The organism is Caulobacter sp. (genome assembly GCF_039596335.1).
Taxonomy (GTDB): domain Bacteria; phylum Pseudomonadota; class Alphaproteobacteria; order Caulobacterales; family Caulobacteraceae; genus Caulobacter.
The window spans coordinates 171,182-194,070 of the sequence record NZ_JBCNJZ010000008.1 but is presented as its reverse complement, the minus strand read 5'-3'; the positions used below and the strand labels follow the sequence as shown (position 1 = coordinate 194,070).

Annotated in this window: 24 protein-coding genes, 1 tRNA gene and 1 riboswitch; of the genes, 7 read left to right on the top strand and 18 right to left on the bottom strand. The window is 67.2% G+C overall.

Annotated elements, in window-relative coordinates:
- Positions 1–38 precede the first annotated feature (38 nt).
- Complete coding sequence (locus tag ABDW31_RS18525; protein WP_343699376.1) at positions 39–935, top strand: LysR family transcriptional regulator; 897 nt, start codon at positions 39–41, stop codon at positions 933–935.
- Here the strand turns inward: ABDW31_RS18525 and ABDW31_RS18520 are convergent.
- The 6 genes from ABDW31_RS18520 to phnC all read right to left on the bottom strand — a co-directional run bounded on the left by ABDW31_RS18520 (position 932) and on the right by phnC (position 6,147).
- Positions 932–1,612, bottom strand: a complete 681-nt coding sequence (locus ABDW31_RS18520) for an HTTM domain-containing protein (RefSeq protein ID WP_343699375.1) — start codon at positions 1,610–1,612, stop codon at positions 932–934. The two genes, ABDW31_RS18525 and ABDW31_RS18520, sit on opposite strands and share 4 nt — an antisense overlap.
- Positions 1,609–2,043: a hypothetical protein gene (locus tag ABDW31_RS18515; RefSeq protein WP_343699374.1), complete on the bottom strand. Its 435-nt coding sequence runs from the start codon at positions 2,041–2,043 to the stop codon at positions 1,609–1,611. The genes ABDW31_RS18520 and ABDW31_RS18515 overlap by 4 nt, the downstream gene beginning before the upstream one ends.
- A 6-nt stretch (positions 2,044–2,049) precedes the next feature.
- Positions 2,050–3,360, bottom strand: coding sequence for a hemolysin family protein (locus ABDW31_RS18510; RefSeq protein WP_343699373.1), 1,311 nt, complete (start codon positions 3,358–3,360; stop codon positions 2,050–2,052).
- A gap of 149 nt (positions 3,361–3,509) precedes the next feature.
- Positions 3,510–4,325 carry a phosphonate ABC transporter, permease protein PhnE gene (gene phnE / locus ABDW31_RS18505; RefSeq protein ID WP_184723092.1) on the bottom strand — a complete coding sequence of 272 codons (816 nt, stop codon included), beginning with the start codon at positions 4,323–4,325 and terminating at the stop codon, positions 3,510–3,512.
- Positions 4,326–4,333: 8 nt separating this feature from the next.
- Positions 4,334–5,356 (bottom strand): phosphate/phosphite/phosphonate ABC transporter substrate-binding protein, encoded by a 1,023-nt coding sequence (phnD, locus tag ABDW31_RS18500; RefSeq protein WP_343699372.1) that lies wholly within the window; start codon positions 5,354–5,356, stop codon positions 4,334–4,336.
- Positions 5,353–6,147 carry a phosphonate ABC transporter ATP-binding protein gene (phnC, locus tag ABDW31_RS18495; RefSeq protein WP_184723098.1) on the bottom strand — a complete coding sequence of 265 codons (795 nt, stop codon included), beginning with the start codon at positions 6,145–6,147 and terminating at the stop codon, positions 5,353–5,355. The genes phnD and phnC overlap by 4 nt, the downstream gene beginning before the upstream one ends.
- 237 nt (positions 6,148–6,384) lie before the next feature.
- On the opposite strand from phnC, the gene ABDW31_RS18490 reads away from it, so the two are divergent.
- The 5 genes from ABDW31_RS18490 to ABDW31_RS18470 all read left to right on the top strand — a co-directional run bounded on the left by ABDW31_RS18490 (position 6,385) and on the right by ABDW31_RS18470 (position 12,005).
- The gene (locus ABDW31_RS18490; RefSeq protein ID WP_343699371.1) at positions 6,385–7,644 is read left to right on the top strand and encodes a type III PLP-dependent enzyme; all 1,260 of its coding nucleotides are present in this window, start codon (positions 6,385–6,387) and stop codon (positions 7,642–7,644) included.
- Positions 7,645–7,755: 111 nt separating this feature from the next.
- A complete protein-coding gene (locus ABDW31_RS18485) occupies positions 7,756–9,492 on the top strand; it encodes a 6-pyruvoyl-tetrahydropterin synthase-related protein (RefSeq protein ID WP_343699370.1) in 1,737 nt (578 codons plus the stop codon).
- Between the two features lie 92 nt (positions 9,493–9,584).
- Positions 9,585–10,637 (top strand): deoxyhypusine synthase, encoded by a 1,053-nt coding sequence (locus ABDW31_RS18480; RefSeq protein ID WP_184723107.1) that lies wholly within the window; start codon positions 9,585–9,587, stop codon positions 10,635–10,637.
- Between the two features lie 60 nt (positions 10,638–10,697).
- Positions 10,698–11,477 (top strand): phosphatase PAP2 family protein, encoded by a 780-nt coding sequence (locus ABDW31_RS18475; protein WP_343699369.1) that lies wholly within the window; start codon positions 10,698–10,700, stop codon positions 11,475–11,477.
- Between the two features lie 36 nt (positions 11,478–11,513).
- Positions 11,514–12,005, top strand: a complete 492-nt coding sequence (locus ABDW31_RS18470) for a Fur family transcriptional regulator (protein ID WP_184723113.1) — start codon at positions 11,514–11,516, stop codon at positions 12,003–12,005.
- Positions 12,006–12,077: 72 nt separating this feature from the next.
- Here the strand turns inward: ABDW31_RS18470 and ABDW31_RS18465 are convergent, their stop codons facing one another.
- The 6 genes from ABDW31_RS18465 to ABDW31_RS18440 form a co-directional block, all read right to left on the bottom strand.
- A complete protein-coding gene (locus ABDW31_RS18465) occupies positions 12,078–12,368 on the bottom strand; it encodes a hypothetical protein (protein WP_343699368.1) in 291 nt (96 codons plus the stop codon).
- A gap of 63 nt (positions 12,369–12,431) precedes the next feature.
- On the bottom strand, positions 12,432–13,460 hold the full coding sequence (locus ABDW31_RS18460; RefSeq protein ID WP_343699367.1) for a methionine synthase: 1,029 nt from the start codon (positions 13,458–13,460) through the stop codon (positions 12,432–12,434).
- Between the two features lie 28 nt (positions 13,461–13,488).
- Positions 13,489–14,478, bottom strand: coding sequence for a DUF1852 domain-containing protein (locus ABDW31_RS18455; protein WP_184723122.1), 990 nt, complete (start codon positions 14,476–14,478; stop codon positions 13,489–13,491).
- A 129-nt stretch (positions 14,479–14,607) separates the two neighbouring features.
- Positions 14,608–14,830: riboswitch (cobalamin riboswitch) on the bottom strand.
- A 106-nt stretch (positions 14,831–14,936) separates the two neighbouring features.
- Positions 14,937–15,167 (bottom strand): recombinase family protein, encoded by a 231-nt coding sequence (locus tag ABDW31_RS18450; protein ID WP_343699423.1) that lies wholly within the window; start codon positions 15,165–15,167, stop codon positions 14,937–14,939.
- Positions 15,168–15,255: 88 nt separating this feature from the next.
- Positions 15,256–15,447, bottom strand: coding sequence for a hypothetical protein (locus ABDW31_RS18445; protein ID WP_343699366.1), 192 nt, complete (start codon positions 15,445–15,447; stop codon positions 15,256–15,258).
- Positions 15,448–16,412: 965 nt separating this feature from the next.
- A tRNA-Arg gene (locus ABDW31_RS18440) sits at positions 16,413–16,489 on the bottom strand.
- A gap of 264 nt (positions 16,490–16,753) precedes the next feature.
- On the opposite strand from ABDW31_RS18440, the gene ggt reads away from it, so the two are divergent.
- Positions 16,754–18,484, top strand: a complete 1,731-nt coding sequence (ggt, locus tag ABDW31_RS18435; RefSeq protein WP_343699365.1) for a gamma-glutamyltransferase — start codon at positions 16,754–16,756, stop codon at positions 18,482–18,484.
- Positions 18,485–18,491: 7 nt separating this feature from the next.
- Here the strand turns inward: ggt and ABDW31_RS18430 are convergent, their stop codons facing one another.
- From ABDW31_RS18430 to ABDW31_RS18405, 6 genes are read right to left on the bottom strand one after another with little or no spacing between them, the layout of a single operon-like run.
- Positions 18,492–18,722: a hypothetical protein gene (locus ABDW31_RS18430; RefSeq protein WP_343699364.1), complete on the bottom strand. Its 231-nt coding sequence runs from the start codon at positions 18,720–18,722 to the stop codon at positions 18,492–18,494.
- A gap of 11 nt (positions 18,723–18,733) precedes the next feature.
- Positions 18,734–20,224 carry a HAMP domain-containing sensor histidine kinase gene (locus tag ABDW31_RS18425; protein WP_343699363.1) on the bottom strand — a complete coding sequence of 497 codons (1,491 nt, stop codon included), beginning with the start codon at positions 20,222–20,224 and terminating at the stop codon, positions 18,734–18,736.
- A 9-nt stretch (positions 20,225–20,233) separates the two neighbouring features.
- The gene (locus ABDW31_RS18420) at positions 20,234–20,983 is read right to left on the bottom strand and encodes a TVP38/TMEM64 family protein (RefSeq protein ID WP_343699362.1); all 750 of its coding nucleotides are present in this window, start codon (positions 20,981–20,983) and stop codon (positions 20,234–20,236) included.
- Complete coding sequence (locus tag ABDW31_RS18415; protein WP_343699361.1) at positions 20,980–22,038, bottom strand: quinone-dependent dihydroorotate dehydrogenase; 1,059 nt, start codon at positions 22,036–22,038, stop codon at positions 20,980–20,982. The genes ABDW31_RS18420 and ABDW31_RS18415 overlap by 4 nt, the downstream gene beginning before the upstream one ends.
- Positions 22,035–22,379 (bottom strand): DUF952 domain-containing protein, encoded by a 345-nt coding sequence (locus ABDW31_RS18410; protein ID WP_343699360.1) that lies wholly within the window; start codon positions 22,377–22,379, stop codon positions 22,035–22,037. Before ABDW31_RS18410 ends, ABDW31_RS18415 begins: the two co-directional genes overlap by 4 nt.
- Positions 22,376–22,885 carry a histidine phosphatase family protein gene (locus ABDW31_RS18405; RefSeq protein ID WP_343699359.1) on the bottom strand — a complete coding sequence of 170 codons (510 nt, stop codon included), beginning with the start codon at positions 22,883–22,885 and terminating at the stop codon, positions 22,376–22,378. The genes ABDW31_RS18410 and ABDW31_RS18405 overlap by 4 nt, the downstream gene beginning before the upstream one ends.
- Positions 22,886–22,889 lie beyond the last annotated feature (4 nt).

The following is a 22,889-nucleotide window of genomic DNA, read 5'->3' as shown; positions in this document are numbered from 1 at the left end:
GAATGACGACCACCCATAAAATATCTTATGGATGACTTATGTCCGTCCAACGTCTGCGCACCTTCGTCGAGGTCTATCGCCAGCGGTCGATCAGCAGCGCGGCCCGATCACTGGGCCTGACCCAGCCGGCCGTGTCCCAGCACATCGCCGCCCTGGAAACGGCGGTCGGCCATCCCCTGTTCGAGCGCGAGAGCCGCGGCGTCCTCCCGACCGCCGCCGCGCGGGAGCTGGCGGCCGATCTGGGCGACACCCTGGATGTGGCCGAAGCCGCCCTGGCGTCCGCCCGCGCGCGATCGGCGGACATGTCGGGTGTGATCCAAATCGCCGGCAATGGTGACTTCCTGTCGGAGGTGGTCGCCCCGCGCCTGATCCCGTTGCTGGAGATCGGCATGCGGGTTCGACTGCAGGCCGGCGACCGCGTCCAGGTCGAGGAGATGCTGGTCAACGGCGCCTGCGACCTGGGGATCTTCGCCTATCCGGTCGAGGACCAGCGACTGCGCAGCGAGAAGATCCGCGACGAGACCATGTCGGCCGTCGCCGCTCCGGCCGTGGCGGCGCGGATCGCCGCGGCGGCCGACCTGAGCAGCGGCCTGGCCGCCGAGCCGATGCTGACCTACAGCCTGGAACGCCCGCTGCTGAACGACTGGCTGGAGCACAATGCGCTGACGTCCAGCACGCGGTCGCCCGCCGTCATCGGCCAGGATCTACGCGGGCTGTGCAGCCTGTTGCGGGCCGGCGTGGGCTGGTCGGTGCTGCCGCGCTATCTCTCGAGCCCGTTCGTCGCGCGCGGGGAACTGGCGGAGATCCCCTCGCCCAACGGCGCGATCCGTCGGCCTTACTTCCTGGTCTGGGCCCCCAGCGCCCTGCGCCAGCCCCGGATCGCCCACGCGCGCCAGACGCTGCTGTGGGGCCTATCCCAGGACGTCCGCCCCTAGAACACCCGCGCCTGCAGCCACAGGATCGCCGGATAGGTCGCCAGCCACGTCCAGAAGAAACGATTGAGGCCGAACAGGCAGGCATTGGCCAGGTGGAAGGTCGCGGCGATGGCGAGACCTGCATAGAGGGCCGGCGGCCACAGCAGAGTCAGCGGAAAGGCCAGCTCGAAGCCCATCACCGCCCACGACATGGCCCGCAGCAGACGCGGACGGTCGGCGAAGGCGCGCAAGGATTCGGCGACCGGATAGGCCGAGAACTGGAAGACGTCGCGCAGCGCCCGTCCGGCTCGCCAGTCGGGATTGATGATCTTCACCCAGCCCGAGATGAAGTAGGACAGCACCAGCTGCGCGCCCAGATAGCCGAAGGCCAGCTCCTTCAACGCCGGCGTCGGAAGGAGATGCGACAGAGTCAGGCCCCACAGGGCCAGCAAGCCCATACGGTCGCTGCCGCCGTTATAGGGCCCTTGGAAGCGTTGGAGGATCAGCAAAGACAGGCCCGCCAGCGCGACCAGCGGCCAGGGCGCGGCCAGGCCGGCGACAACGAGGCCGCAGAGGACGATGCGGACGCCGAACAGCACCTTCTCATCGCGGAAGCCGCGCAGGTGCTCCAGGCTCTGCTGGATCAGCGCCAGGGCCAGCAGCACCTCGGTGTAGCGGGCGGCGAGCTCCAGGGTCATCGGATCACGATGTCGGCCAGCAACCGCGGCGCGGGCTGGAACATCACCTCCTCGACCATCGCCTCGCCCTCACGACGAACAAAGACCAGGCGGAAACCCAGCCAGGGATGCTCGGGATCGGCGGGCAGGTCGGCGGCGATGCGCTTGAAGAGCTCGTCTTCGCTGTGCTGAGGATTGCGGTCCTCGACCAGGCGCTCGGCCAGGCTCATGACGAACAGGGTCTGGTTCCAGCGCGGGTTCCAGACCAGGCGCGCCAGCATGGCCGCCACGGTCACGCGCGCCGCCTTAGGCCGAAATTCCCGCCAGTCGTCGGCGACGTGACCGCGCGTCGGTAGAAGGGCGTACTCGACCCGCGGCGAGGGCGCGATCACGTCGAAGAAGTTCCACGACGGGATCAGCGCCGGCGCCAGCAGCTTCAGCGGGCCGAGCATCACCGACTAGTCCTCGGCGTCGTCGGTCTTCCGCTTGCCGTGCTTGAGGATGATCTTGTCGATCCGCGAGCCGTCCATGTCGACGATCTCCAGGTCGAAGGCGCCGATCTCGACATGCTCGCCCTCGATGGGCAGGCGGCCCAGGCGGTCCAGGACCAGGCCGGCCACGGTGTGGTAGCCGCCCTCGGCCTCGAAGTTCTCGCCCAGGTGATCATTCAGTTCCTGGATGTCCAGGCGCGCGTCGATCAGCCAGCTGCCGTCGTCGCGGCGCAGGATGCGCTTCTCGTCGTCGGCGTGATCCTCGGGGAAGTCGCCGGCGATCATTTCCAAGAGGTCCAGGGGCGTGATCGCGCCCTGCAGCGAGCCGAACTCGTCGACGACCAGGGCCATGTGCAGGCTGGTCGACTTGAAGACCGCCAGGGCCTTCAGCAGCGACATGGTTTCGGGAATGGCCACGGGCTGCTGCACGTGGGCCTTCAGGTCCAGCGGCTCGGCGCCCAGGCAGGCGTCCAGCAGGTCCTTCTTGGAGACGACGCCGATGTCGCCGTCCAGGTCGCCCTCGGTGGCCACCAGGATGCGCGAGTGGGCGCTGGCGCGGATCTCGGCCAGCACGGTCTCGGGGCTGTCGGCCAGCGACACCCAGAAGAGGTCGCGGCGCGGGGTCATGGCCACGCGGACCGGGCGGTCGCCCAGGCGCAGCACTTCCTGGATCATCGAGCGCTCTTCGGGCTCGATCAGACCGGACTCGGCGCCTTCGGCCAGGACGGCTTCCACCTCTTCGGTGGTGACGCTGTTGTTGCGCTCGTCGCGCACGCCCATCAGCTTCAGCACCGCGGCGGTCGACACCGTCAGCAGGGTCACGAACGGACGCAGCACCGTGGCCACGACCGACAGGAACGGGGCCATGCGGCGGGCGATGGCGTCGGGGAACATCAGGGCCAGGCGCTTGGGCACCAGCTCACCCAGGATCACCGAGACGTAGGTCAGGCCGATGACGACGATGCCGGTGGCGATGACCTCGGAATATTTGGCGACGAGCGGAAAGCCCTCGAGCCAGGTGTCGAGGGCGCCGGCGATGGTGGCCTGGCCGTAGGCGCCGGCGAAGATGCCGATCAGGGTGATGCCGACCTGGACGGCCGAGAGGAACCGGGTCGGGTGCTCAGCCATGTCGAGGGCCAGCTTGGCCCCCTTGTCGCCCTTCTCGGCGAGGCCTTGCAGGCGAGCTTTGCGGGCCGAGACAACGGCCAGTTCGGACATGGCGAAAACCCCGTTCAGAAGAACGAGGAGGAGAACGACGGCGAGCGCGACGAGTATCATGGCCCTTCAGGGTCAGGGACGCGTCGCCGGACGGCGACCGCGGCGCGGGTATGGGAAGGCCCGGCCCCGGTACTATACAAAGAAAAACGCCGCGGCCTATAGAGCCACGGCGTTTGATGTTCTTTGACGCGAATGTCGGCGAAACTCGACTAGAGCAGACGCGTCCGGATCACTTGCGAAAGCAGGTCGATCAGCGAGACCGCCACGACGATCACCAACACGATGCAACCGGTCTGGTCGTATTGGAACGCATTCACCGAATCGAGCAGCACCTGGCCGACGCCGCCGGCCCCGATCAGGCCCAGCACCGTGGCCGCGCGACTGGATGATTCGAAGCGGTAGAGCGCGTAGCTGGTCCACAGCGGGGCCACCTGCGGGATCACGCCCCACACGATCTCCTGCAGCTTCACAGCGCCGGTGGCGCGAACACCCTCGACCGGGCCCTTGTCGATCGACTCGACGGCTTCGGCGAAGAGCTTGGCCAGCACGCCGCCGGTGTTGAACATCAGCGCCATCACGCCGGCGAAGGGTCCCAGGCCCACGGCGGTGATGAAGATCAGGGCCACGACCAGGTCGGGGATCGAGCGGATCAGGTCCAGCACCCGGCGGACCGGCTGCTGCACCCAAACGGGCGTGATGTTGCGCGCGCCCAGCAGGCCCAGCGGAATGGCCACGATGATCGCCAGGAACGTGCCCCACAGCGCCATCTGGATCGTCTGCCACATCTTGCCGATGTAGAGCGACCAGTCGGCGGCCATGAACGCCTTGGGATCGGAGAACGGCGAGAAGAAGCCTTCCGCGAACTCCCGCATCCGCCCCGCCTCGGTGAACAGCTGCGGGAACTTGTCGATCTCGGCCGGCTTGAAGCTGACGATCAGCAGGGCCGCCACGCCGCCCCAGATCAGGGCGTCGAAGATCAGCGCCGTGGACGAGCGTTTCGGCGCGGCCGGAATGGTCTCGCTCATCGACGGTCTCAGTCGGCGGCCGGAGCCGGCAGACCGGCCTTGCCCTCGGCGGCGACGCGCTCGGCCTTGATGCCATCCAGGGTCTTCTGGGCGGCGGCGATCTTGACCTGGTCTCCCGTCTCCTTGGCCAGGCCCAGCTGCTCCAGCGCCTCCATCTCGCGCACCACCAGTAGGTGGCTGTTGTCAGCCGGCTTGAAGCCGCCCATCGACAGGCGCGCCAGATGTTCGCGTTGCTGGGCCGCCTGCGGCGTGTCGCCCTGGCCGTAGGTCAGGAAGAACTGGCGCAGCTTCTCCTTCACGACCGGATCGAGGTCCTTGCGCCAGACGATCGGATCCTCCGGCAGGGTCGGCGACTCCCAGATCACCTTGACCTTCGAGGTCTTGTTGTCGCTGCGCTCGGCGTTCAGGCGCAGGGCGGTCGAGTTGTTGGTCGAGGCGTCCAGCTTGTGGTTGGCCACGGCCGCCAGGTTGGCGTCATGGCTGGCGCTGAGCACGGTCTTGAAGCAGGTCTCGGGCTTCTTGCCGGCCGGGATGAACACATAGGTCATCGGCGCCAGGGTGCCCGAGGTCGACTTCTTGTCGCCGATGCCGAAGTTCAGCGTCTTGTCGCACTTGAGCAGGCCTTCCAGGGTCAGCCTGCTGTCGGCCGGGACGATGATCACCGACTTGTAGCCGTCGGTGCCCGACGGGTCGAAGGTGCGGGCGAACACCTCGCCGCCCGAGCGGCGCACGGCTTCCAGGCCCGACTGGTTCGAGAACCAGCCCAGGTCGGTCTGCTTGGCGCCCATGGCCACGATCAGCGACGAATAGTTCGACGAGAAGAACGGCTTCACCTTGAGGCCGGTCTGCTTCTCCATGTCGGCCAGGATCGGCTTCCAGTAGCTCTCCATGTTCTGGGCCGACTCGGTCGACAGGATGGAGAAGGTCACCGTGTCCTTGGCGGACGTGGTCGCGGCCTTCTGGCCGCATGAGGCCAGGGCCAGGGCCGAGAAACCGGCGGCGATAGCGAGGGCCGAACGGCGGCTGATCATTGCGGGGCTCCTTCCCAGAACACGTCCTCGAATTCCGGGCCGTAGATGTCGATGAGTTTCTCGCGCTTCAGGTCGGCGGCCGGTCCGTCATAGACCTTCTGGCCGGCCTTCAGGGCCACGACCCGGTCGCAGTAGCGCAGGGCGTAGTCCACCTGGTGCAGGGTTACGACGACGGTCAGACCGTCGGTTTGATTGAGATCACGCAGGATCTCCATGACCTTGCGAGCCGAGACCGGATCCAGCGAGGCGACGGGCTCGTCGGCCAGGATGATCTTGGCCTTCTGGACTAGGGCGCGGGCGATGGCGCCGCGCTGCTGCTGGCCGCCCGACAGGGTGTTGGCGCGCTGGGCGGCGTAGTCGGAGACGCCGACGCGATGCAGGGCCGCCATGGCCGCCTCGCGGGTCTCTCTCGGCCAGCGGCCGAACAGCCCATACAGGAACGGAATGCGGCCCAGCGACCCCAGGGCCACGTTGCTGAACAGCGACAGCCGGCCGACCAGATTGAACTGCTGGGCGATGAAGCCGATGCGGATGCGCGCCTTGCGCACCTGGTCTGACACCTTGCCCTTGGCCTGGACGGGACCGCCAAACGCGGTGATGACGCCCTCGCCTTCATCGATGGTCTGCAGACCGTCGATCGAGCGCAGAAGCGTGGATTTCCCGGAGCCCGAGGGGCCGATAAGCGCGATCATCTCGCCTCGCGCCACGTCGAGGGAGACTTGGTCCAGCGCCCGTCGCGACCCGAAGGTCTTGGACGCGGCGCGGATCGAGAGAACTGGGTCCGACGTCATGGTCGGGGCGAATCCTTAACGTGGTTTCGATGCTTGGGAAATGCGATCTCCGGTTTGGGGGCGGTTCGCAATGGAATTGTGACGTTCGGCGAAGCAATTCACCCCGAAACGGAGCCGCAAAAGGGTCTTTACATCCCTGTCCAATGACCCTATTTCGCTCGCTCCGGCGGACCCGAAGTCCTCTAAAACGCTGCTAACGCCGGCCTGGGTTTAACTTCCAACAGGGGGTTACGTGAATTGCGCACGTACCAACTTCCCCTGGACCTGGTCCGTGAGCGGTCACCGGAACGTCCCGTCGCACTCGTGCGGCCTGACGCGGTTTCCGTAGCTGCGCGCTGGTTCCAGTCCGAATTTAAAGGCGATGTCTTCTACGCGGTGAAGGCCAATCCTTCGCCGTGGGTGATCCGTGAGCTGGCCCAGGCCGGCGTGCAGTCGTTCGACGTCGCGTCGCTGAACGAGATCGAGTTGGTGGCCCAGGAGGCCCCGGGCTCGCGCATGGCCTTCATGCACCCGGTCAAGAGCCGCAAGGCGATCTCGGCCGCGTATTTCGACCATGGCGTGAAGACCTTCTCGTTCGACACCCACGAAGAGCTGGCCAAGATCCTGGACGCCACGGGCAACGCCAAGGACCTGAACCTGATCGTCCGCATGGGCGTGCAGGCCGAGGGCGCGGCGTACAGCCTGTCGGGCAAGTTCGGCGTCGAGATGCACAACGCCCCCGCCCTGCTGCTGGCCGCCCGTCGCGCCACCCAGGACCTGATGGGCGTCAGCTTCCACGTCGGCAGCCAGTGCATGCGCCCGACGGCGTACCAAGCCGCGATGGCCCAGGCCAGCCGCGCCCTGGTGCGCGCCGGCGTGCTGGCCGATGTCGTCGACGTCGGCGGCGGCTTCCCGTCGATCTATCCGGGCATGGTCCCGCCGGATCTCTCCGAGTACCTGGCGGCCATCGACCGCGGCTTCGCCGAGATGATGGTCCACGAGACCACCGAACTCTGGTGCGAGCCGGGCCGCGCCCTGGTGGCCGAGGCCTCGTCGCTGCTGGTCAAGGTCGAGCTGAAGAAGGGCGACGCGCTCTATCTGAACGACGGCTCGTACGGCTCGCTGTTCGACGCCGCGCACATGAAGTGGCCGTTCCCGGTCAAGGCCTACCGCAAGACGGGCGAAGTCGTGGAAGAAGGCCTCAAGCCCTTCCGCTTCTACGGCCCGACCTGCGACAGCGTCGACCACATGCCCGGCCCGTTCTACCTGCCGGAAAGCGTGGACGAGGGCGATTACATCGAGATCGGCATGCTGGGCGCCTATGGCGTGGCGATGTCGACCCGCTTCAACGGCTTCGGCGAGACCGACACCGTGGAAGTGCAGGACGCTCCGATGGCCTCGATGTACGGTCTGGCCAAGCGCTCGATCCCGGCGGTCCGCCAGGAGAACGAAGAGCGCAAGATCGTGCGCTTCTCGCGTCCCAAGGGCGCGGCCGGCAAGCGCAAGCGCCGCCGCTAGACAGACCCTCTGTCCGGCAAGTTCAAAAGGACCGAAGCGCCCCGGCGTTTCGGTCCTTTTTCTTTCCACCGCCGACAGTTTCGCCTAAGGCGCTCTCAACCGGAGGGGCACGTGGAATTCCTGACCAAGAAGAAACTGGGCTGGACGTTCGCCCTGGCCGTGCTGGTGCTGCTCAGCTTCATCCTGCTGCGCAAGCCGCTGCTGCAGGGCACGGGCTGGAACCACAGCTACTTCTTCAACTCGGCCTGGATCCTGGAGTTCGACGACTCCCTCAAGCGCGGGATCTTCCCGCCGCGCTGGCTGCACGGCGCGTTCGGCGGCATGGGCGCGCCGTCGTTCTACTACTACCCGCCGCTGGCCTTCTACATCACCGCCGTCGTGGCCTTCTTCTCGGAGTCGAAGCTGGCCTACGCGCACATCGCCGCGTGGGGCGGGTTCTACATGACCCTGGCCTCGGGCCTGACCATGTTCGCCTGGCTGCGCCGGCAGACGGGTGAGATCCTGGCCCTGGCCGCGGCGGTCGCCTACATCCTCGCGCCCTATCACCAGGTCGACTATTTCGTGCGCGGCTCGATGGGCGAGACCGTCGCCTATATCGTGCTGCCGCTGCTGGCCATGTGCCTGCAGGGCGCGGCGGCCACGCCCCGCTCGACCGCCAGCGCCCGCGCCTGGATCGCCGGCCTCGCCGTCGCCTACGCCCTGCTGATCCTGTCGCACCTGACCACGCTGCTGCTGGTCTCCATCACCCTGTTGCCGATCTATGGCCTGAACCTGGTGTTCCAGGCCCCGGTCGGCGAGCGCAAGGCCGCCTTCCTGCGCTGCGTCGCCGGCGGCGCCCTGGGCATCGCCCTGGCCGCCAGCTACCTCGGGCCGGCGGCCTTCATGCAGAAATACGCCTCGCTGGAGTGGATGTCGGTCGGGGTCTACGAGCCCCACCGCTGGACCCTGTTCCAGTGGTCGCTGTGGCCCAGCCCAGACTTCGCCCTGTCGATGGCCCTCATGGGGTGGGGGACCGGCGCCCTGGCCCTGGCGGCCATGCTGGCCGTGGCCGGCAAGGGCCTGTCGCCGCGCATGAAGGACGCCCTGGCCCTGGGCGCCACGGTGCTGCTGGCCGTGCTGCTGTACGCCCTGCCATGGGTCTGGGTCGGTCCGCTGGGCAAGGTGCAGTTCCCGTTCCGTCTGCTGGTCGGCATGGAGTTCGCGGCCATCGCCGCCGTGTTCCTGGCCCTGGCCAGCGGCCGCTGGCTGCGCCTGCTGGTGCTGGTCCCGCTGGCCCTGATCCCGATCGAGCGCGGCTATCGCCTGCAGGTCCCCGGCATCGTCATGCACGAGGCCCAGTCGGGCGAGATCGACGCTAATGTCGTCACCCGCATCGCCATCCGCCGCGCGCCCGACGAGCACCTGCCGGCCGGCTTCGACCCGGCCACGCCACGCTTCACGGCCGACTCCATCGGCTTCACCGGTCTCCTGGCCATGCCGCTGGCGACCCCGTTGGGCCCGGCCAAGATCGGTCCCGCCGACACCTTCCCGGACGGCAGCGTGGCGGTCCAGGTCGACGCCGCCCAGTCGACCCGGATCGTGCTGCGCAAGTTCTACTTCCCGACCTGGGAGGTCGGCCGCGTGCAGGACGGCCCCGATCCGAAAGTCACCGCCGAGCCCTACGGACCCGAGCGCCTGCTGTCGTTCACGGCCGAACCAGGGGTCCACACCTATCGGATCCGCATCGTCCGCTCGACGTTGGAGAAGGCAGCCGACACGATCTCGATTCTGGCGCTTCTTCTGGCGATCTGGCTTGTGATCCCGGCCCTCTTGGAAGCGCTTAAAAAAATTCGCAAACCGGCTATATAGCCGCCGCAACGAACCAAATCCCTTCGCCGGTCGCTCCGTCCCGGCGTGCTTTCGGGTCACGACGGGCGCTCACCTTCAGAGGACTCTCTGTCATGAACGCTCCCGTTCCGAACAACCAAAAGGCCGAACTGCTGCAGAACGTGGTCGAGCACATCGACATCACGTCGTTCGACGCCCGCCCGATCATCGACTCGATGCGCAAGATGTCGTTCAGCTCGCGCGACACCGCCCGCGCCGCCGACATCTTCAACATGGCCCTGGCCGACAAGGGCTGCTCGCCCTGGCTGATCCTGGCCGGTTCGACCTCGGCCGGCGGCTGCATGCACGTGTACCGCGACATGGTGAAGACCGGCATGATCGACGCCGTGGTCGCCACCGGCGCCAGCATTGTCGACATGGATTTCTTCGAAGCCCTGGGCTTCAAGCACTACCAGGCCGCCGGCCCGGTTGATGACAACGTGCTGCGCGACAACTACATCGACCGCATCTACGACACCTATATCGACGAGGAAGAGCTCCAGAACTGCGATCACACGATCCTGGAGATCTGCAACCGCCTGGAACCGCGCGCCTACAGCTCGCGCGAGTTCATCTGGGAAATGGGCAAGTGGCTGTCGGAAGGCAACGCCAAGAAGCCCGGCTCGCTGATCCAGACCGCCTATGAAGAAGGCGTGCCGATCTTCTGCCCGGCCTTCGTCGACAGCTCGGCCGGCTTCGGCCTGGTCAAGCACCAGAAGGAAAAGATCGCCGCCAAGCAGCCCTATCTGATGATCGACGCGGTCGCGGACTTCCGTGAACTGACCGACATCAAGATCGCGGCCGGCACCACGGGCCTGTTCATGGTCGGCGGCGGCGTGCCCAAGAACTTCGCCCAGGACACCGTCGTCTGCGCCGAGATCCTCGGCGTCGAGGCCGACATGCACAAGTACGCCGTCCAGATCACGGTGGCCGACGTGCGCGACGGCGCCTGCTCGTCGTCGACGCTGAAGGAAGCCGCTTCGTGGGGCAAGGTCTCGACCACCTACGAACAGATGGTCTTCGCCGAAGCCACCACCGTGGTGCCGCTGATCGCCTCAGACGCCTATCACCGCGAAGCCTGGAAGGGCCGCGAGAAGCCGCGCTGGAACAAGCTGTTCGGCAAGTAGGCTTGATCCTTCTGAGCTGAAAATGCAGGGTCCCCGGACGCGAGTTCGGGGACCTTTTTCATGCGTACGATCTGGATCGGTCTGGCCGCCCTGACGCTGTCCAGTTGCGCCACCGCACCGCACGGCATCCAGGCCGAACGCGGCCGCTACCTGGCCAAGGGCGCCTATGACGCCAAGGCCATGCTGCCGCCCCCGCCCGCCAAGGGTACGCCGCTGGCGGAGCGCGATCGCCAGATCTTCCACGCCACCCGCGCCCTGAAGGACACCCCGCGCTGGTCGCTGGCCCAGGCCGACAATGTCGAGGAGAACGTCCTGGAGGGCTATGCCTGCGCGCTGGGCGTGACCCCGACCCTGCAGGCCAATCCGAAACTAGCCGGGCTGCTGCTGCGGATGAGCCGCGACGTGCGCCCCGCCGTTAGTGGCCCCAAGCTGAAGTATCGTCGCCCCCGCCCCTACCTGGCCGAAGGCGGCCCGATCTGCATCAACCGCAGCCTGGGTTTGTCAATCGCCCCCGACTATCCGTCGGGCCACTCGACCTGGGGCTGGAGCGTCGGCCTTCTGTTGGCCGAGATCGCGCCTGACCGCGCCGACGCCATCCTGGCCCGCGCCAAGGCCTTTGGCGAAAGCCGGGTGGTCTGCGGCGTCCACAACATGAGTTCGGTCGAGGCTGGGGCCCAGAACGCCCGCAACCTGTTCACGACCCTGAAGGCCTCGCCGGCCTTCCAGGCCGACCTGGCCGCGGCCCGGCTTGAATTGGAAGCCGCCCGCGCGAAAGGCCCCGCCCCGGACGCCGCCCGCTGCCAGGACGACGCGGCGGTGCTGGCCCGCCCTCTCCTCTAGCTTGCGCGAGACGGTCCGGCCCTCTACCTCTTGGCCATGGCTCACGGCGAAACTTCCTGCGGACACGACCATCACCATCACGGCGTCGCCGGGGCGGCCCTGGCGGCCGAGCTGGCCGCGGCCGAGGCCCGCTGCGTCGCCGCCGACCAGCGCCTGACCGCCCCGCGCCGCCGCGTGCTGGAACAGCTGCTGGAAGCCGGCCAGCCGGTGAAGGCCTATGACCTGATCTCGACCTTCGGCGGCGAAGGCCCCCCCGCCAAGCCGCCGACCGTCTATCGCGCGCTCGACTTCCTGGAGAAGCAGGGCTTCGCCCATCGGATCGAGAGCCTCAACGCCTATGTCGCCTGCCGCAAGGAGGCCGACGGTCACGCCGCCGCCTTCCTGATCTGCGACTGCTGCGGCGCGACCCGTGAGATCGAGCCCGCCGCCAGCGCCGAGATCATCGCCGCCGGGGCCGCGGCCGGCTACGCCCTGACCGGCGTCACCATCGAGGCCCACGGCCTCTGCGCCGACTGCCGCGGCGCCTGATCCGCTTCCAGAACGGGAAAAGCCGCCGACGCTGACAGCGACGGCGGCTTTCGTTTGTCCGGCAGCGCTTGACTAGTACTTCAGACTGACTTCCTGGCCGAAGGTGCGCGGCTCGTTGAAGTGGGCGTAGTCGCCGATCGCGTTTGAACCCGAACGACCTTCCGTCGAGCGACGGTAGATGTAGTCGGCGTTCAGCAGGTTGCGCGACCACAGCGACAGGGTGATGTCCTGACCGTCGGCGACCCGCCAGTTGGCCAGCGACGCGCGACCGTTGACCACGAAGGCGTCGTCGGTCTTCTGGGCCGACTGCTCGAAGCTCTGGGCGCCGGTCGAGAAGTTGGTGTCCGACCCGCGAGGCGTCATCGAGCTGATCTGAAGTCCGGAACAAAGGATCCCGCGCATAGCGCCGTGACCGGCTCCGGCCCGTCAGGCCTCGAGTTCCTTGCGGACGATCGCCGCGCCGGCGCCCAAGGCACTCAGCTTGCCTCTCGCCACCTGACGCGACAGGGGCGTCATCCCGCAGTTGGTGCAGGGATAGAGCTTGTCGGCGTCCACATACTGCAGCGCCTTGCGCAGGGTGTCGGCGACCTCTTCAGGGGTCTCGACGGTGTCAGTGGCCACGTCGATGGCCCCGACCATGACCTTCTTCCCACGAACGAGCTCGATCAGCTCCATCGGCACGTGCGAGTGCTGGCACTCCAGCGAGATGATATCGATGGTGGACTTCTGAAGGTTGGGGAAGGTCTGCTCGTACTGCCGCCACTCGGCGCCGAGGGTCTTCTTCCAGTCGGTATTGGCCTTGATGCCGTAGCCGTAGCAGATGTGGACGGCCGTCTCGCACTTCAGCCCCTCGGCCGCTCCCTCCAGCGTGGCGATGCCCCAGTCGTTGGCTTCGTCGAAGAAGACGTTGAACGCCGGCTCGTCGAACTGGACGATGTCGACGCCGGCCGCTTCCAGCTCCTTGGCTTCCTCATTGAGGATCTTGGCGAACTCCCAGGCCAGCTTCTCGCGGCTCTTGTAGTGGGCGTCGTACAGCGTATCGATCATCGTCATGGGACCCGGCAGGGTCCACTTGATCGGCTGATCGGTCTGGGCCCGCAGGAACTTGGCGTCCTCGACGAAGACCGACTTCGGGCGAGAGACCGCGCCGACCACCGTCGGCACGCTCGCGTCGTAGCGATTGCGGATGCGCACGGTCTCGCGCTTCTCGAAATCGACCCCGTCCAAGTGTTCGACGAAGGTGGTGACGAAGTGCTGCCTCGTCTGCTCACCGTCGCCGACGATATCGATGCCCGCCTTTTCCTGATCGTCAACGGCGAGGCGCAGGGCGTCCTGCTTGCCGGCGACCAGCGCCTCGCCCTCCAGCTTCCAGGGCGACCAGAGCGTCTCGGGCGTCGCTAGCCAGGAAGGCTTGGGCAGGCTGCCGGCGGTCGAGGTGGGCAACAGCGTCTTCATGATGGGGAACCTTGTGACTTTGGACGGATCAGGCGGCGAAGTGGGCGGACCACTGCGCCAGCACCGCCTGGTACGGCTTGATGAACCGCTCTTCGGCGAACTTGCCCTGCTCGACAGCCAGCCGGCTGCGCTCTTCGCGGTCGTAGACGATGCGCGTCAGCGAATAGTCCTGGTTCTTCAGGCTGGGCTTGAAGCGTTCCGCGGCCACGGAATTGGCGTTGTAGATCTCGGGACGGTAGATCTTCTGGAAGGTCTCCATCGTGCTGATGGTGCTGATCAGCTCGATGTTGGTGTAGTCGGCCAGCAAGTCGCCGATGTGGTAGAAGGCGAACGGCGCGACGCTGTCGCGCGGCATGAAGTAGCGAACCTTCATGCCCATCTTGGCGAAGTACTCGTCGGTCGGAGAGAACTCGTTGTTCTCGTACTCGAGGCCCAGGATGGGGTGTTCGTTGCCGGTCCGGTGGTAGATCTTGTTGCTGGATACGCTCAGACAGATGACCGGCGGCTTCTTGAAGCGATCCTTGTAGGCGCTGGATTCCAGGAACGACTTGAAGAGGTTGCCGTGCAGGTCTCCGAACCCCTCCGGCGCGCCCGCGCCCGGATGGGCCTTGAGGTGGTCCAGCAGCACCACGCTGAAGTCGTAGTCGCGGACATAGGACGAGAAGTTGTTGCCGACGATCCCGTCGATACGCTCGCCGGTCTTCTTGTCGACGATGGTCGTCTGAAGGATCTCGATCAGCGGAAACGCATCGATCTTGCCGTCGGCGCCGACATTCATCTCCACCGAGACGATAGTCAGCTCGACGGCGTAGCGGTCCCCTTCGGGGTTGTCCCAATGGGCCAGGGCGTTGAAGCGGTTGTCGATCATCCGCAGGGTGTTGCGCAGGTTCTCTTCGCGGCTGTCCCCCCGGGCCAGATTGGCGAAGTTGGTCGTGATGCGCGTGTTGTCGGCGGGACAATAGTCCGCGTCGAAGACGGTGCTCTTCAGGGTGAATGTAAATCCGCTCGTCGTCGTCATGGCCACACACCTGCTTTTGCCGGGCGGCGGGGCCATAGGAAGAGCGCGCAAGGGCAGGCAGGTCCGGACGGCGTTTTAAGCCACGAGCCACGCTTCAAGCGCGATCCGCCGGAGGAACCCCCGTCCGAGGAACGTTATCGCGCCGAAGGCAGGTCTCCTGGCTTGCGGGTCATCGCGACGGATCCGGCCTTCCCGAGCCTCGTGCAAAGCTCAGTGACACAAAATGGACCCGCCACTCGCCGCTTACAGTTGCGGGGGCAGCGCCGGACTCTGTCCCGAAGGACACCACCGGCTTCCCGTCTTAGCCCCATCGCCATGCCTGGGATGGGGAACCTCGACATTGTCGTTCGACACCATCGCGAGACATTCGTCAAGAGTCATATAAAGATATCTTTATGCGATTTTCCGCTGCGCGAGGATCATGCGACCGGGGGAGGTGTCCGCCCACGAGCGGCAAATCAGCCGCCGCTAGCCATTGGCGCGCCCTCGCTCACGATGTCCACTTCCCGGCGTGCTACGGCCCTAAGGAGCGCATCGAAGCCCGGCCGCTTGTCCCGGCCCTTGCTGCCGCTGATGCCCTCGTCGGAGAAGGTCTTGACGACGGTCCATCCAGACCTTTGGGCGACCTCGGTCAGGGCCATGATCTGGTTCTCGACGGTCTGCTGATCGGTCGAGACGCGGACGTACAGGGCGGCGCGCTTCAGGAGAGGTCTCCGTGGTCGTTGTCGGGACGGGTCAGATGTCTATGGCCCGGCCTACAGGCAAGGCCTCGGTTCGCTATCCCCGCTTCTTCGGCTTCTTGCTCGGGCGAGAGGCCTTCAGGACATTGACGGCCTGTCGATTGACCGGGCTGCTTCCTTTCTCAGCGAGGATCGCCAGAGACGTTTTGATCGGCGGTAGCCCTTCCAGATGCTTGTTCGCCTTAATGCGGGCAGCCCGTTCTGGCGTCATCTTCGTCTGCTTGACCATGCTCCCCCGCGCCCCCTGCCTGTAGGAGATGAGTGCGTAACAAAACCGGGTCTGTAAAAGCCGTCCAGAACTCGTTGTCTGGCCTCGATCTGGCGCTCTCGAAAGCCCCGTTTCAAAACCGAGTGATTGAGTCACGCCCGGGGCAGGCGCCATTGGCGCCAATAGCGCCGACAGGGCGACGCTGAACAACCCGTCCGCGACGTGCTTGCTGGGCCTGCGGCCATGAGGGCAAGGGGATGTAAGAGCCGGGAGGGAAGCAGCGGGGCGAGAAAAGGCGAGCCGACAGGCGCTGCCGTCTCGTCTCGCTACGACGCCGACCAGTTGGTCGGCTCGTCACATTGTCACCGTCGTTGCCGACGGCGGGCCGCCGCTACGCGGTGGCCCTACGGCGTGATCTGATCGCTTGCCGCGATCTGGCAGCTCGCCGCCAGATCGCGGCAAGCGATCAGACCCGCAAGTCCAATCTGCCCGGCGCCAATCCCTTGCCGGAAAAGGCGTCCACCTCTTCTCTCTATAAGAACGTCGCGGACGCTTTTCCGCGTCCCTGCTCACGGCCGGTTAAGACCGTCCACGCCAACGTCCAGCCCCACCCCCCATGCGACCTGCTTGCTCACTGGCCAACTCGAAGTCGCGCTCGATGGCGGCGGCAATCTGGTGGGACCGTCGTAGGGCGACCGTGGGGCTGTCCGTCTCCAACGACCGCCAAATTTCCTTCTTACCGAAAATGCCGGTCAGCGATCTGGGCACACGTCGTCGATAATAGAAGCGACTACCCCTTCTGACGATGTGCACTCGAAAAATGTGGGGTGGCTTTGTGTAACAGTCGCGCGCGCGATTTCTTGAACGTTGTCCGGCTGTTAGGGCTGGATCGACCGCGTGATTGTGTAGCTGGTTTGTGTAGCAATCGCCCGGAGGCGGTTCCCCAGACGGCGGAACTGCAACGTTTTCAACGATGCTTGGAGAAATGGCGCGCCCGGAACGATTCGAACGTCCGACCCTCAGATTCGTAGTCTGATGCTCTATCCAGCTGAGCTACGGGCGCGCACTGCCTTGCGGCGAGGCGGGGGAAATAGCCCGGGCCTTTCGGGGACGCAAGCCCCGTTTTTCGGAAAGTGTGGAAAACTTCACGCAACAACGTTCGGCCGCGCGTAGCGGCGTGCCTCAAGCCCAGCCAGGACGGGCAGGTTAGGCCGTCTTCAGAGGATCTGGGCGTGACAGCACCGCATGATTGGTGTCCATGGATCGTCTCTTTCGGGACGGCGGGCAGGTCGTCTCGCCCTCGCCTGTTCATGAGGACACTTCCCCGATGCGTCATCTGCTCGTCCCATCCCTGCTGACCCTGGCCCTGCTGGCGCCGGTCGCCGCCTGCGCGGAGTCGATCCCGCTGGCCGCGGTCCCGGCCAAGCCGGCTCCGACCTCGACGGTCGCCAAGGGCATGGTGGCGGCGGCCAATCCGCTGGCGGTCGAGGCGGGCCTGCGGGTGCTGCGCGACGGCGGGTCGGCGGTGGACGCGGCCGTGGCTATCCAGGCGGTTCTGAGTCTGGTCGAGCCGCAGAGCTCGGGCCTGGGCGGCGGCGCGTTCATGGTCTTCTACGACGCCAAGACCGGCAAGGTGACGGCCTATGACGGCCGCGAGAAGGCCCCCAGCGGCGCGGGGCCGGACATGTTCATGGGCGCGGACGGCAAGCCGCTGCCGTTCGTGACCGCCCTGCTGTCGGGCCGTTCGACCGGCGTGCCCGGTGCGGTGGCCATGCTGGCCCACGCCCAGAAGGCGCACGGCAAGTCGCCCTGGAATACCCTCTTCAAGGACGCCGAGACCCTGGCCGCCAACGGCTTCAAGGTCAGTCCGCGCCTGGCCGGCATGATCAACGGCCGCTCGCCGCAGGCCGGCGCGCCCGATGCGGTCAAGTACTTCACCAAGCCGGACGGGACCCGCTACCAGGCGGGCGACACGCTGAAGAACCCGGCCTATGCCGAGACCCTGCGCCGGATCGCGGCCGAGGGCCCGTCGGCGATGTACGAAGGCCCGATCGCCCAGGCCATCGTCGACCGCGTGCACGAAGGCGAGCTGCCGGGCAGCATCAGCCTGGCCGACCTGAAGACCTACAAGCCGCGCGAGGCGGCCGCCCTGTGCCGGCCGTGGAAGGTCTACCAGGTCTGCGTGCCCAACCCGCAGTCGTCGGGCCTGGCGGTGATCCAGGCGCTGCAGATGCTGGAGCACACCGACATCGGCAAGCGCGGCCCGACCGATCCGGTCGCCTGGACCCAGCTGGCCCAGGCCGAGCGCGTCATGTACGCCGACCGCGACCGCTATGTCGGCGATCCCGACTTCGTCACCGTGCCGGTCGCCGGCCTGCTGGACCCGAAGTACGTCGCCCAGCGCGCCAAGCTGATCACCGACACCGCCGGCGCGCCGCCGCCGTTCGGCCACCCCAAGGGCGCGCCCAAGGTCGGGGTCGACCTGACCCAGGAGCCGGGCGGCACCACCCACCTGGTCGTGGCCGATCCGCAGGGCAACGTCGTGTCGATGACCACCACGGTCGAGAGCATCTTCGGCAATGGCCGGATGGTGGGCGGCTTCTTCCTCAACAACCAGCTGACCGACTTCTCGTTCACCCCGACCGAGAAGGACGGCGCCCCGGCCGCCAACGCCATCGCGGCGGGCAAGCGGCCGCGCTCGTCGATGGCCCCGCTGATCGTCTTGGACAAGAAGGGCAAGTTCCTAGCCGCCGTCGGCTCGCCGGGCGGCAATGCGATCCTGTCCTACAATCTGAAAGCCATGGTCGGCTTGTTCTACTGGGGCCTGAACATGCAGGAGGCGGTGTCGCTGCCCAACCTGGTGGCGCGCGGCGAGAACTTCTCGGGGGACGCCGACCGCTTCGGTCCGGCCATGCTGGACGCGCTGAATGCGCGCGGCGTGAAAGTGAAGGTCGGCCAGCTGGAGACCTCGGGCCTGCACGGCGTGATCGTGCGTCCCAATGGCGTGCTGGAAGGCGGGGCCGACCCACGCCGCGAAGGCGTCGCAAAGGGCCTCTAGGGGGCTTCTAGGTGCGGGCCTGGTGTTCACCCAGGCCTGCCTCCACCTCGGCGCGGGAGAAGACCTCTTCCTGGCCGTCCTGCAGCAGGTCCGCTGCGGCGGCCTCCTCGACCGCGACCATCGCGGCGACGCGGCGCAGGGCGGTGGAGGCGTCGGGGGCCTCGACGGTGATCTCGTGGATCGGCAGGCCGTCCGGCGAAGCGCCGATCTTCACGGCGATGGTCCAAGTCGTGGTCATCTAGCCCTCCCTCAGGGGACGGATGCGTCCGCCTGATCATCCGCGTCCGGCAGCGCCTCGGGAACGCCGGCCAGGTTCAAATCGAACACCGAGCCGCCCGGTCCGGTTTCCACCAGGGTCAGGTCGCCGCCGTGACCCTGGGCCAGCTCGCGGGCGATGGCCAGGCCCAGGCCCGTGCCACCGCGCCGGGCCGAGCCGACGAACGGCTGGAAGAGATTGGCCCGCGCCCGCTCGGGCACGCCGGGGCCGTCGTCCGACAGGCGCAGGATGCTGTGGCCCTCGGCGCGGCGCAGCTCGACGAACACCTTGCCCTTGCCGCCGCGATCCGGCGCACCTTCGATGGCCTCCCGGGCGTTACGGAACAGGTTCGTGAGAATGCGGTGCAGCTGGTCCGGGTCGGCCTGGACCTGGGCGCGCGGGTCGATGGCGGTCTCCAGCGCCACGCCCTGCGGCGTCAGGCCGGCGTCCTCGGCGGCCATGTCCAGCGCCGGGCGCAGCGGGGTGATACGGACCACCGGCGCGGGCTCCTTGGACTTGCCATAGGCCATGACGTCCGAGGCCAGGGTGATGGCGCGGTCCAACGCCCTTTCAAGACGAGGCAGCGCCTGGGCCACCTTGGGATCGCCCAGGGCGGCCAGGCGGTCGGAGGCCATCTGGGCGCTGGTCAGCATGTTGCGCAGGTCGTGATTGATCTTGGCCACCGCCTCACCCAGGGCCGCCAGGCGGGCCTTGGACGATAGGGCGGCCAGCAGGTCGGCCTGCATCCGGTCCAGCTCGGCCTCGGCGCGGCCGATCTCGTCGCGACGCTTGGAGACCACGATGCGGGCGGCCGGGTCATCGGGGTCGCCGCGGAAGGCTTCCATGGCGCGGGTGATGCGCTGCATCGGCCGGACCAGGAAGATGTTCAGGAAGGCGTAGACGAAGAGCCCCGCCAGGGCGGCGACGAAGAAGGTGATCCCGGCAAGGCGCCAGAAATAGCTGACAAGCTGGGCCTTCAGCGGCGCATCGGGCAGCACGACCTCGACGAACTCGGCCTTGCGGTAGCGCGGCTCGGCCATCACGCGGACCATGCTGCCCTTGGGGCTGGTCAGGGTGAAGAACGGGGCGGCCAGCCACGAGCCGGGGTTCTGGCGGCGCAGGTCGACCAGATACGGGACCTTGAACGGCTCCTTGGGCGGCAGGACCAGGCGGCGGGCGCCGTCGGCCTGGACGGCGACGGTGACGGCCCCGGCCTGGTCAAACATCTGGTTGGCGACCGCGTCGCTGACCCGCAGCTCGGGATCGGATTCGGCGATGGTCGAGGCCAGTTCGCCGGCCCGCACGCGGTCCAGCAGCCACTGCTCCTCGTAGGCCGCCAGGGTCGGCGGAACGATCAGCAGGCCGCCGAACGCCACCACGATGGCGGTGAACAGCAGCAGGCGCGCCGACAGGCCGCCGGGCCACGGAAAGCGCTTCCGGGGCGGGGCGGTGTCAGTCTCCGACGGCGAAACCGTTTCGACCATCCGGGGCGGCTACTTCTCTTCCAAAGGCATCGGCAAAGGCGCGGTGCTGCGCCCTTTGCGCCAATGGCGCCACAACGGCGGCAGAAAGGCCAGAACGCCCATGCCGATGATCGGAAGATAGATCCGCGGCGACAAGAGGGTCTCGACGCTGACGTCGCCGCCCTTTGCGAAAATATGGCCCAGGCCCGCGCCGATGCCGGCATAGACGAACGAGCTGGGCGCCATGCCCAGGAAAGAGGCGGGCAGGAAGGTCCGGATGCGGAGGTTCATCACTCCGGCGGCGATGTTGACGATCAGCAGCGGAAAGGCCGGGATCAGCCGCAAGGTCAGCAGATAGGCGAAAGCGTCCTGCTTGAAACCCGCCTCGGCGCGGGTCAGGAACGCGCTGGGCTTACGGCGCAGAGAGTCACCGAAGGCGGTGCGGAAGACCAGATAGGTGACGGCCGAGCCGCCGGTGGCGCCGGTCACGGCCGCGAAGCCGCCGGCGATCGGGCCGAACAGGAAGCCGGCGCTGAGCGACATGATCAGGGCGCCGGGCAACGACACCGCGACCAGGCCCACATAGAGCGCCAGATAGATCGCCGCGCACTGCAGCGGCTTCTCGGCGGCGAAGGCCTGCAGCTCGGCGCCACGGGCCCGCAGTTCATGCAAGGACAGGTGCTCGGTCAGGCCGCTGGCCAGAACTACCGCAAACAGGACCACGATGACCGCGAGCGGCCCGAAGCGGCGCAGCAGCATCAGGGCCTTGTCGCGTGTCATTTCTGGCCGACCGCGTCCTCGACCGCCGCGAAGCCGTCGGCCCGCAGGCGGGCGGCCAGGTCGCGCTTGATGCGGGTGACCAGACCGGGGCCGCCATAGACCAGGGCCGAATAGAGCTGCACGGCGCGAGCGCCGGCGCGGATCTTGGCATAGGCCCCGGCGCCGTCGGCGATACCGCCCGCCCCGATCAGGGCCACGCGACCGGCTGCGGCGGCGTGGAAACGGGCCAGCACCGCCGTCGAGGCGTCCAGCAAAGGCGCGCCCGACAGGCCGCCGCCCTCGCCCTTCTGCGCCGACCTCAGGCTGTCGGGACGGGCGATGGTGGTGTTGCTGACGATGATGGCGTCCAGGCCCGAACCGACCACGGTCTCGACGATGGCCTCGACCTCGCCGTCCTCCAGGTCGGGAGCAACCTTCAGGAAGATCGGATAGTCGCGACCCGAAGCGATCTTCAGCGCCTCGCGGGTCTCGGAGATCCGGCCCAGCAGATCCTCCAGCGCTGCCTTGGTCTGCAGGGCGCGCAGGCCCGGCGTATTGGGCGAGGAGATGTTGGCCGTGAAATAGTCCGACAGGCCCCACAGGCGCGACAGGCCGGTGACGTAGTCCTGGATGCGGTCGCCGGCGTCCTTGTTGGCGCCGATGTTCGCGCCGACCAAGCCGCCCTTGTCCTTGCGGGCCGACAGGCGCTGGGCGAACGGCTCAAGGCCACCGTTGTTGAAGCCCATGCGGTTGATCACCGCCTGGTCCTCGGTCAGGCGGAACAGGCGCGGGCGCGGATTGCCGGCCTGGGCCAGGGGCGTGACGGTGCCCGCCTCCACGAAGCCGAAGCCGGCGGCCAGCATGGCGTCCGGCACCTCGGCGTTCTTGTCGAAGCCTGCGGCTAGGCCCACGCAGTTGGGAAGATCGAGGCCCGCCAGCTTCACGGCCAGGATCGGATCATCCGGACCGCCATCGCGCGGACCCAGACCCCACTTCAGGCCGCGAATGGCCCAGCCGTGCGCGTCTTCCGGGTCGAAGGCGTGGAGAGCCCGAGCGGCGACGTCGTGAAGGCTCATGCGAGATGGTCGCTCAGTTGGGGCACGCCGTCGGCGTCCAGGGTCAGATCGTTTTCGGTCAGCACTTCGCTCACCAGCAGCGGCCGGTAGAGGTGCGGGAACAGCGCCCCGCCGCGCGAGGCTTCCCACTTCAGGTCCGCGCCCAGGCTCTCGGCCTCGACGCCCAGCAGGACCAGATTGGCCTGGTCCTTGAAGTATTTGGCGGCGGTTTCCTGGGCCTGGTCGTGGCCCGACAGGTGGATGTAGCCGTCCTGATGGTCGACGGCCGAGCCCTCGAACTGGCCTGCGACCTTGGCGGCATCCCACTCGGCGCGGGACAGGATCTTGTAGATCAGGGTCATTCGCCGCCGGCTCCGCCGTTCTCGCTCACGAACAGGATGTGCTCCAGCACCGGGGCGCTCTCGTCGCGCCAGACGAAGGTCACGACGGTCGAGGTCGGGAAGCGGCCGCGCAGCTTGTTGATCTGGATCGGCGTCGCGCCCGCCTGCACCGCCAGGCGCAGCGCCAGTTCGTGCATGCCGGGATTGTGGCCGACGATCATCACCGTGCCGTCGGGGTCGTGATCCTCGACCGCCTGGACGATCTCTTCCGGGTCGGCGTGATAGAGGTCGCGCAGGTGCTCGATCCGGGCCTGCGGGAAGCTCTCCGAAACCATCTCGGCGGTCTGCCGCGTACGGCGGGCCGAGGAGACCAGCATCAGGTCGGGGGCGTAGCCGAGACCGGCCAGCACGCGCCCCATGACGGCGGCGTCGGCGCGGCCGCTGTCGGCCAGCGCACGCTCGAAATCACCGCCGCTGTGGGCGTGCCGCTCGGCCTTGCCGTGGCGCATCAGGATCAGTCGGTCCATGCGC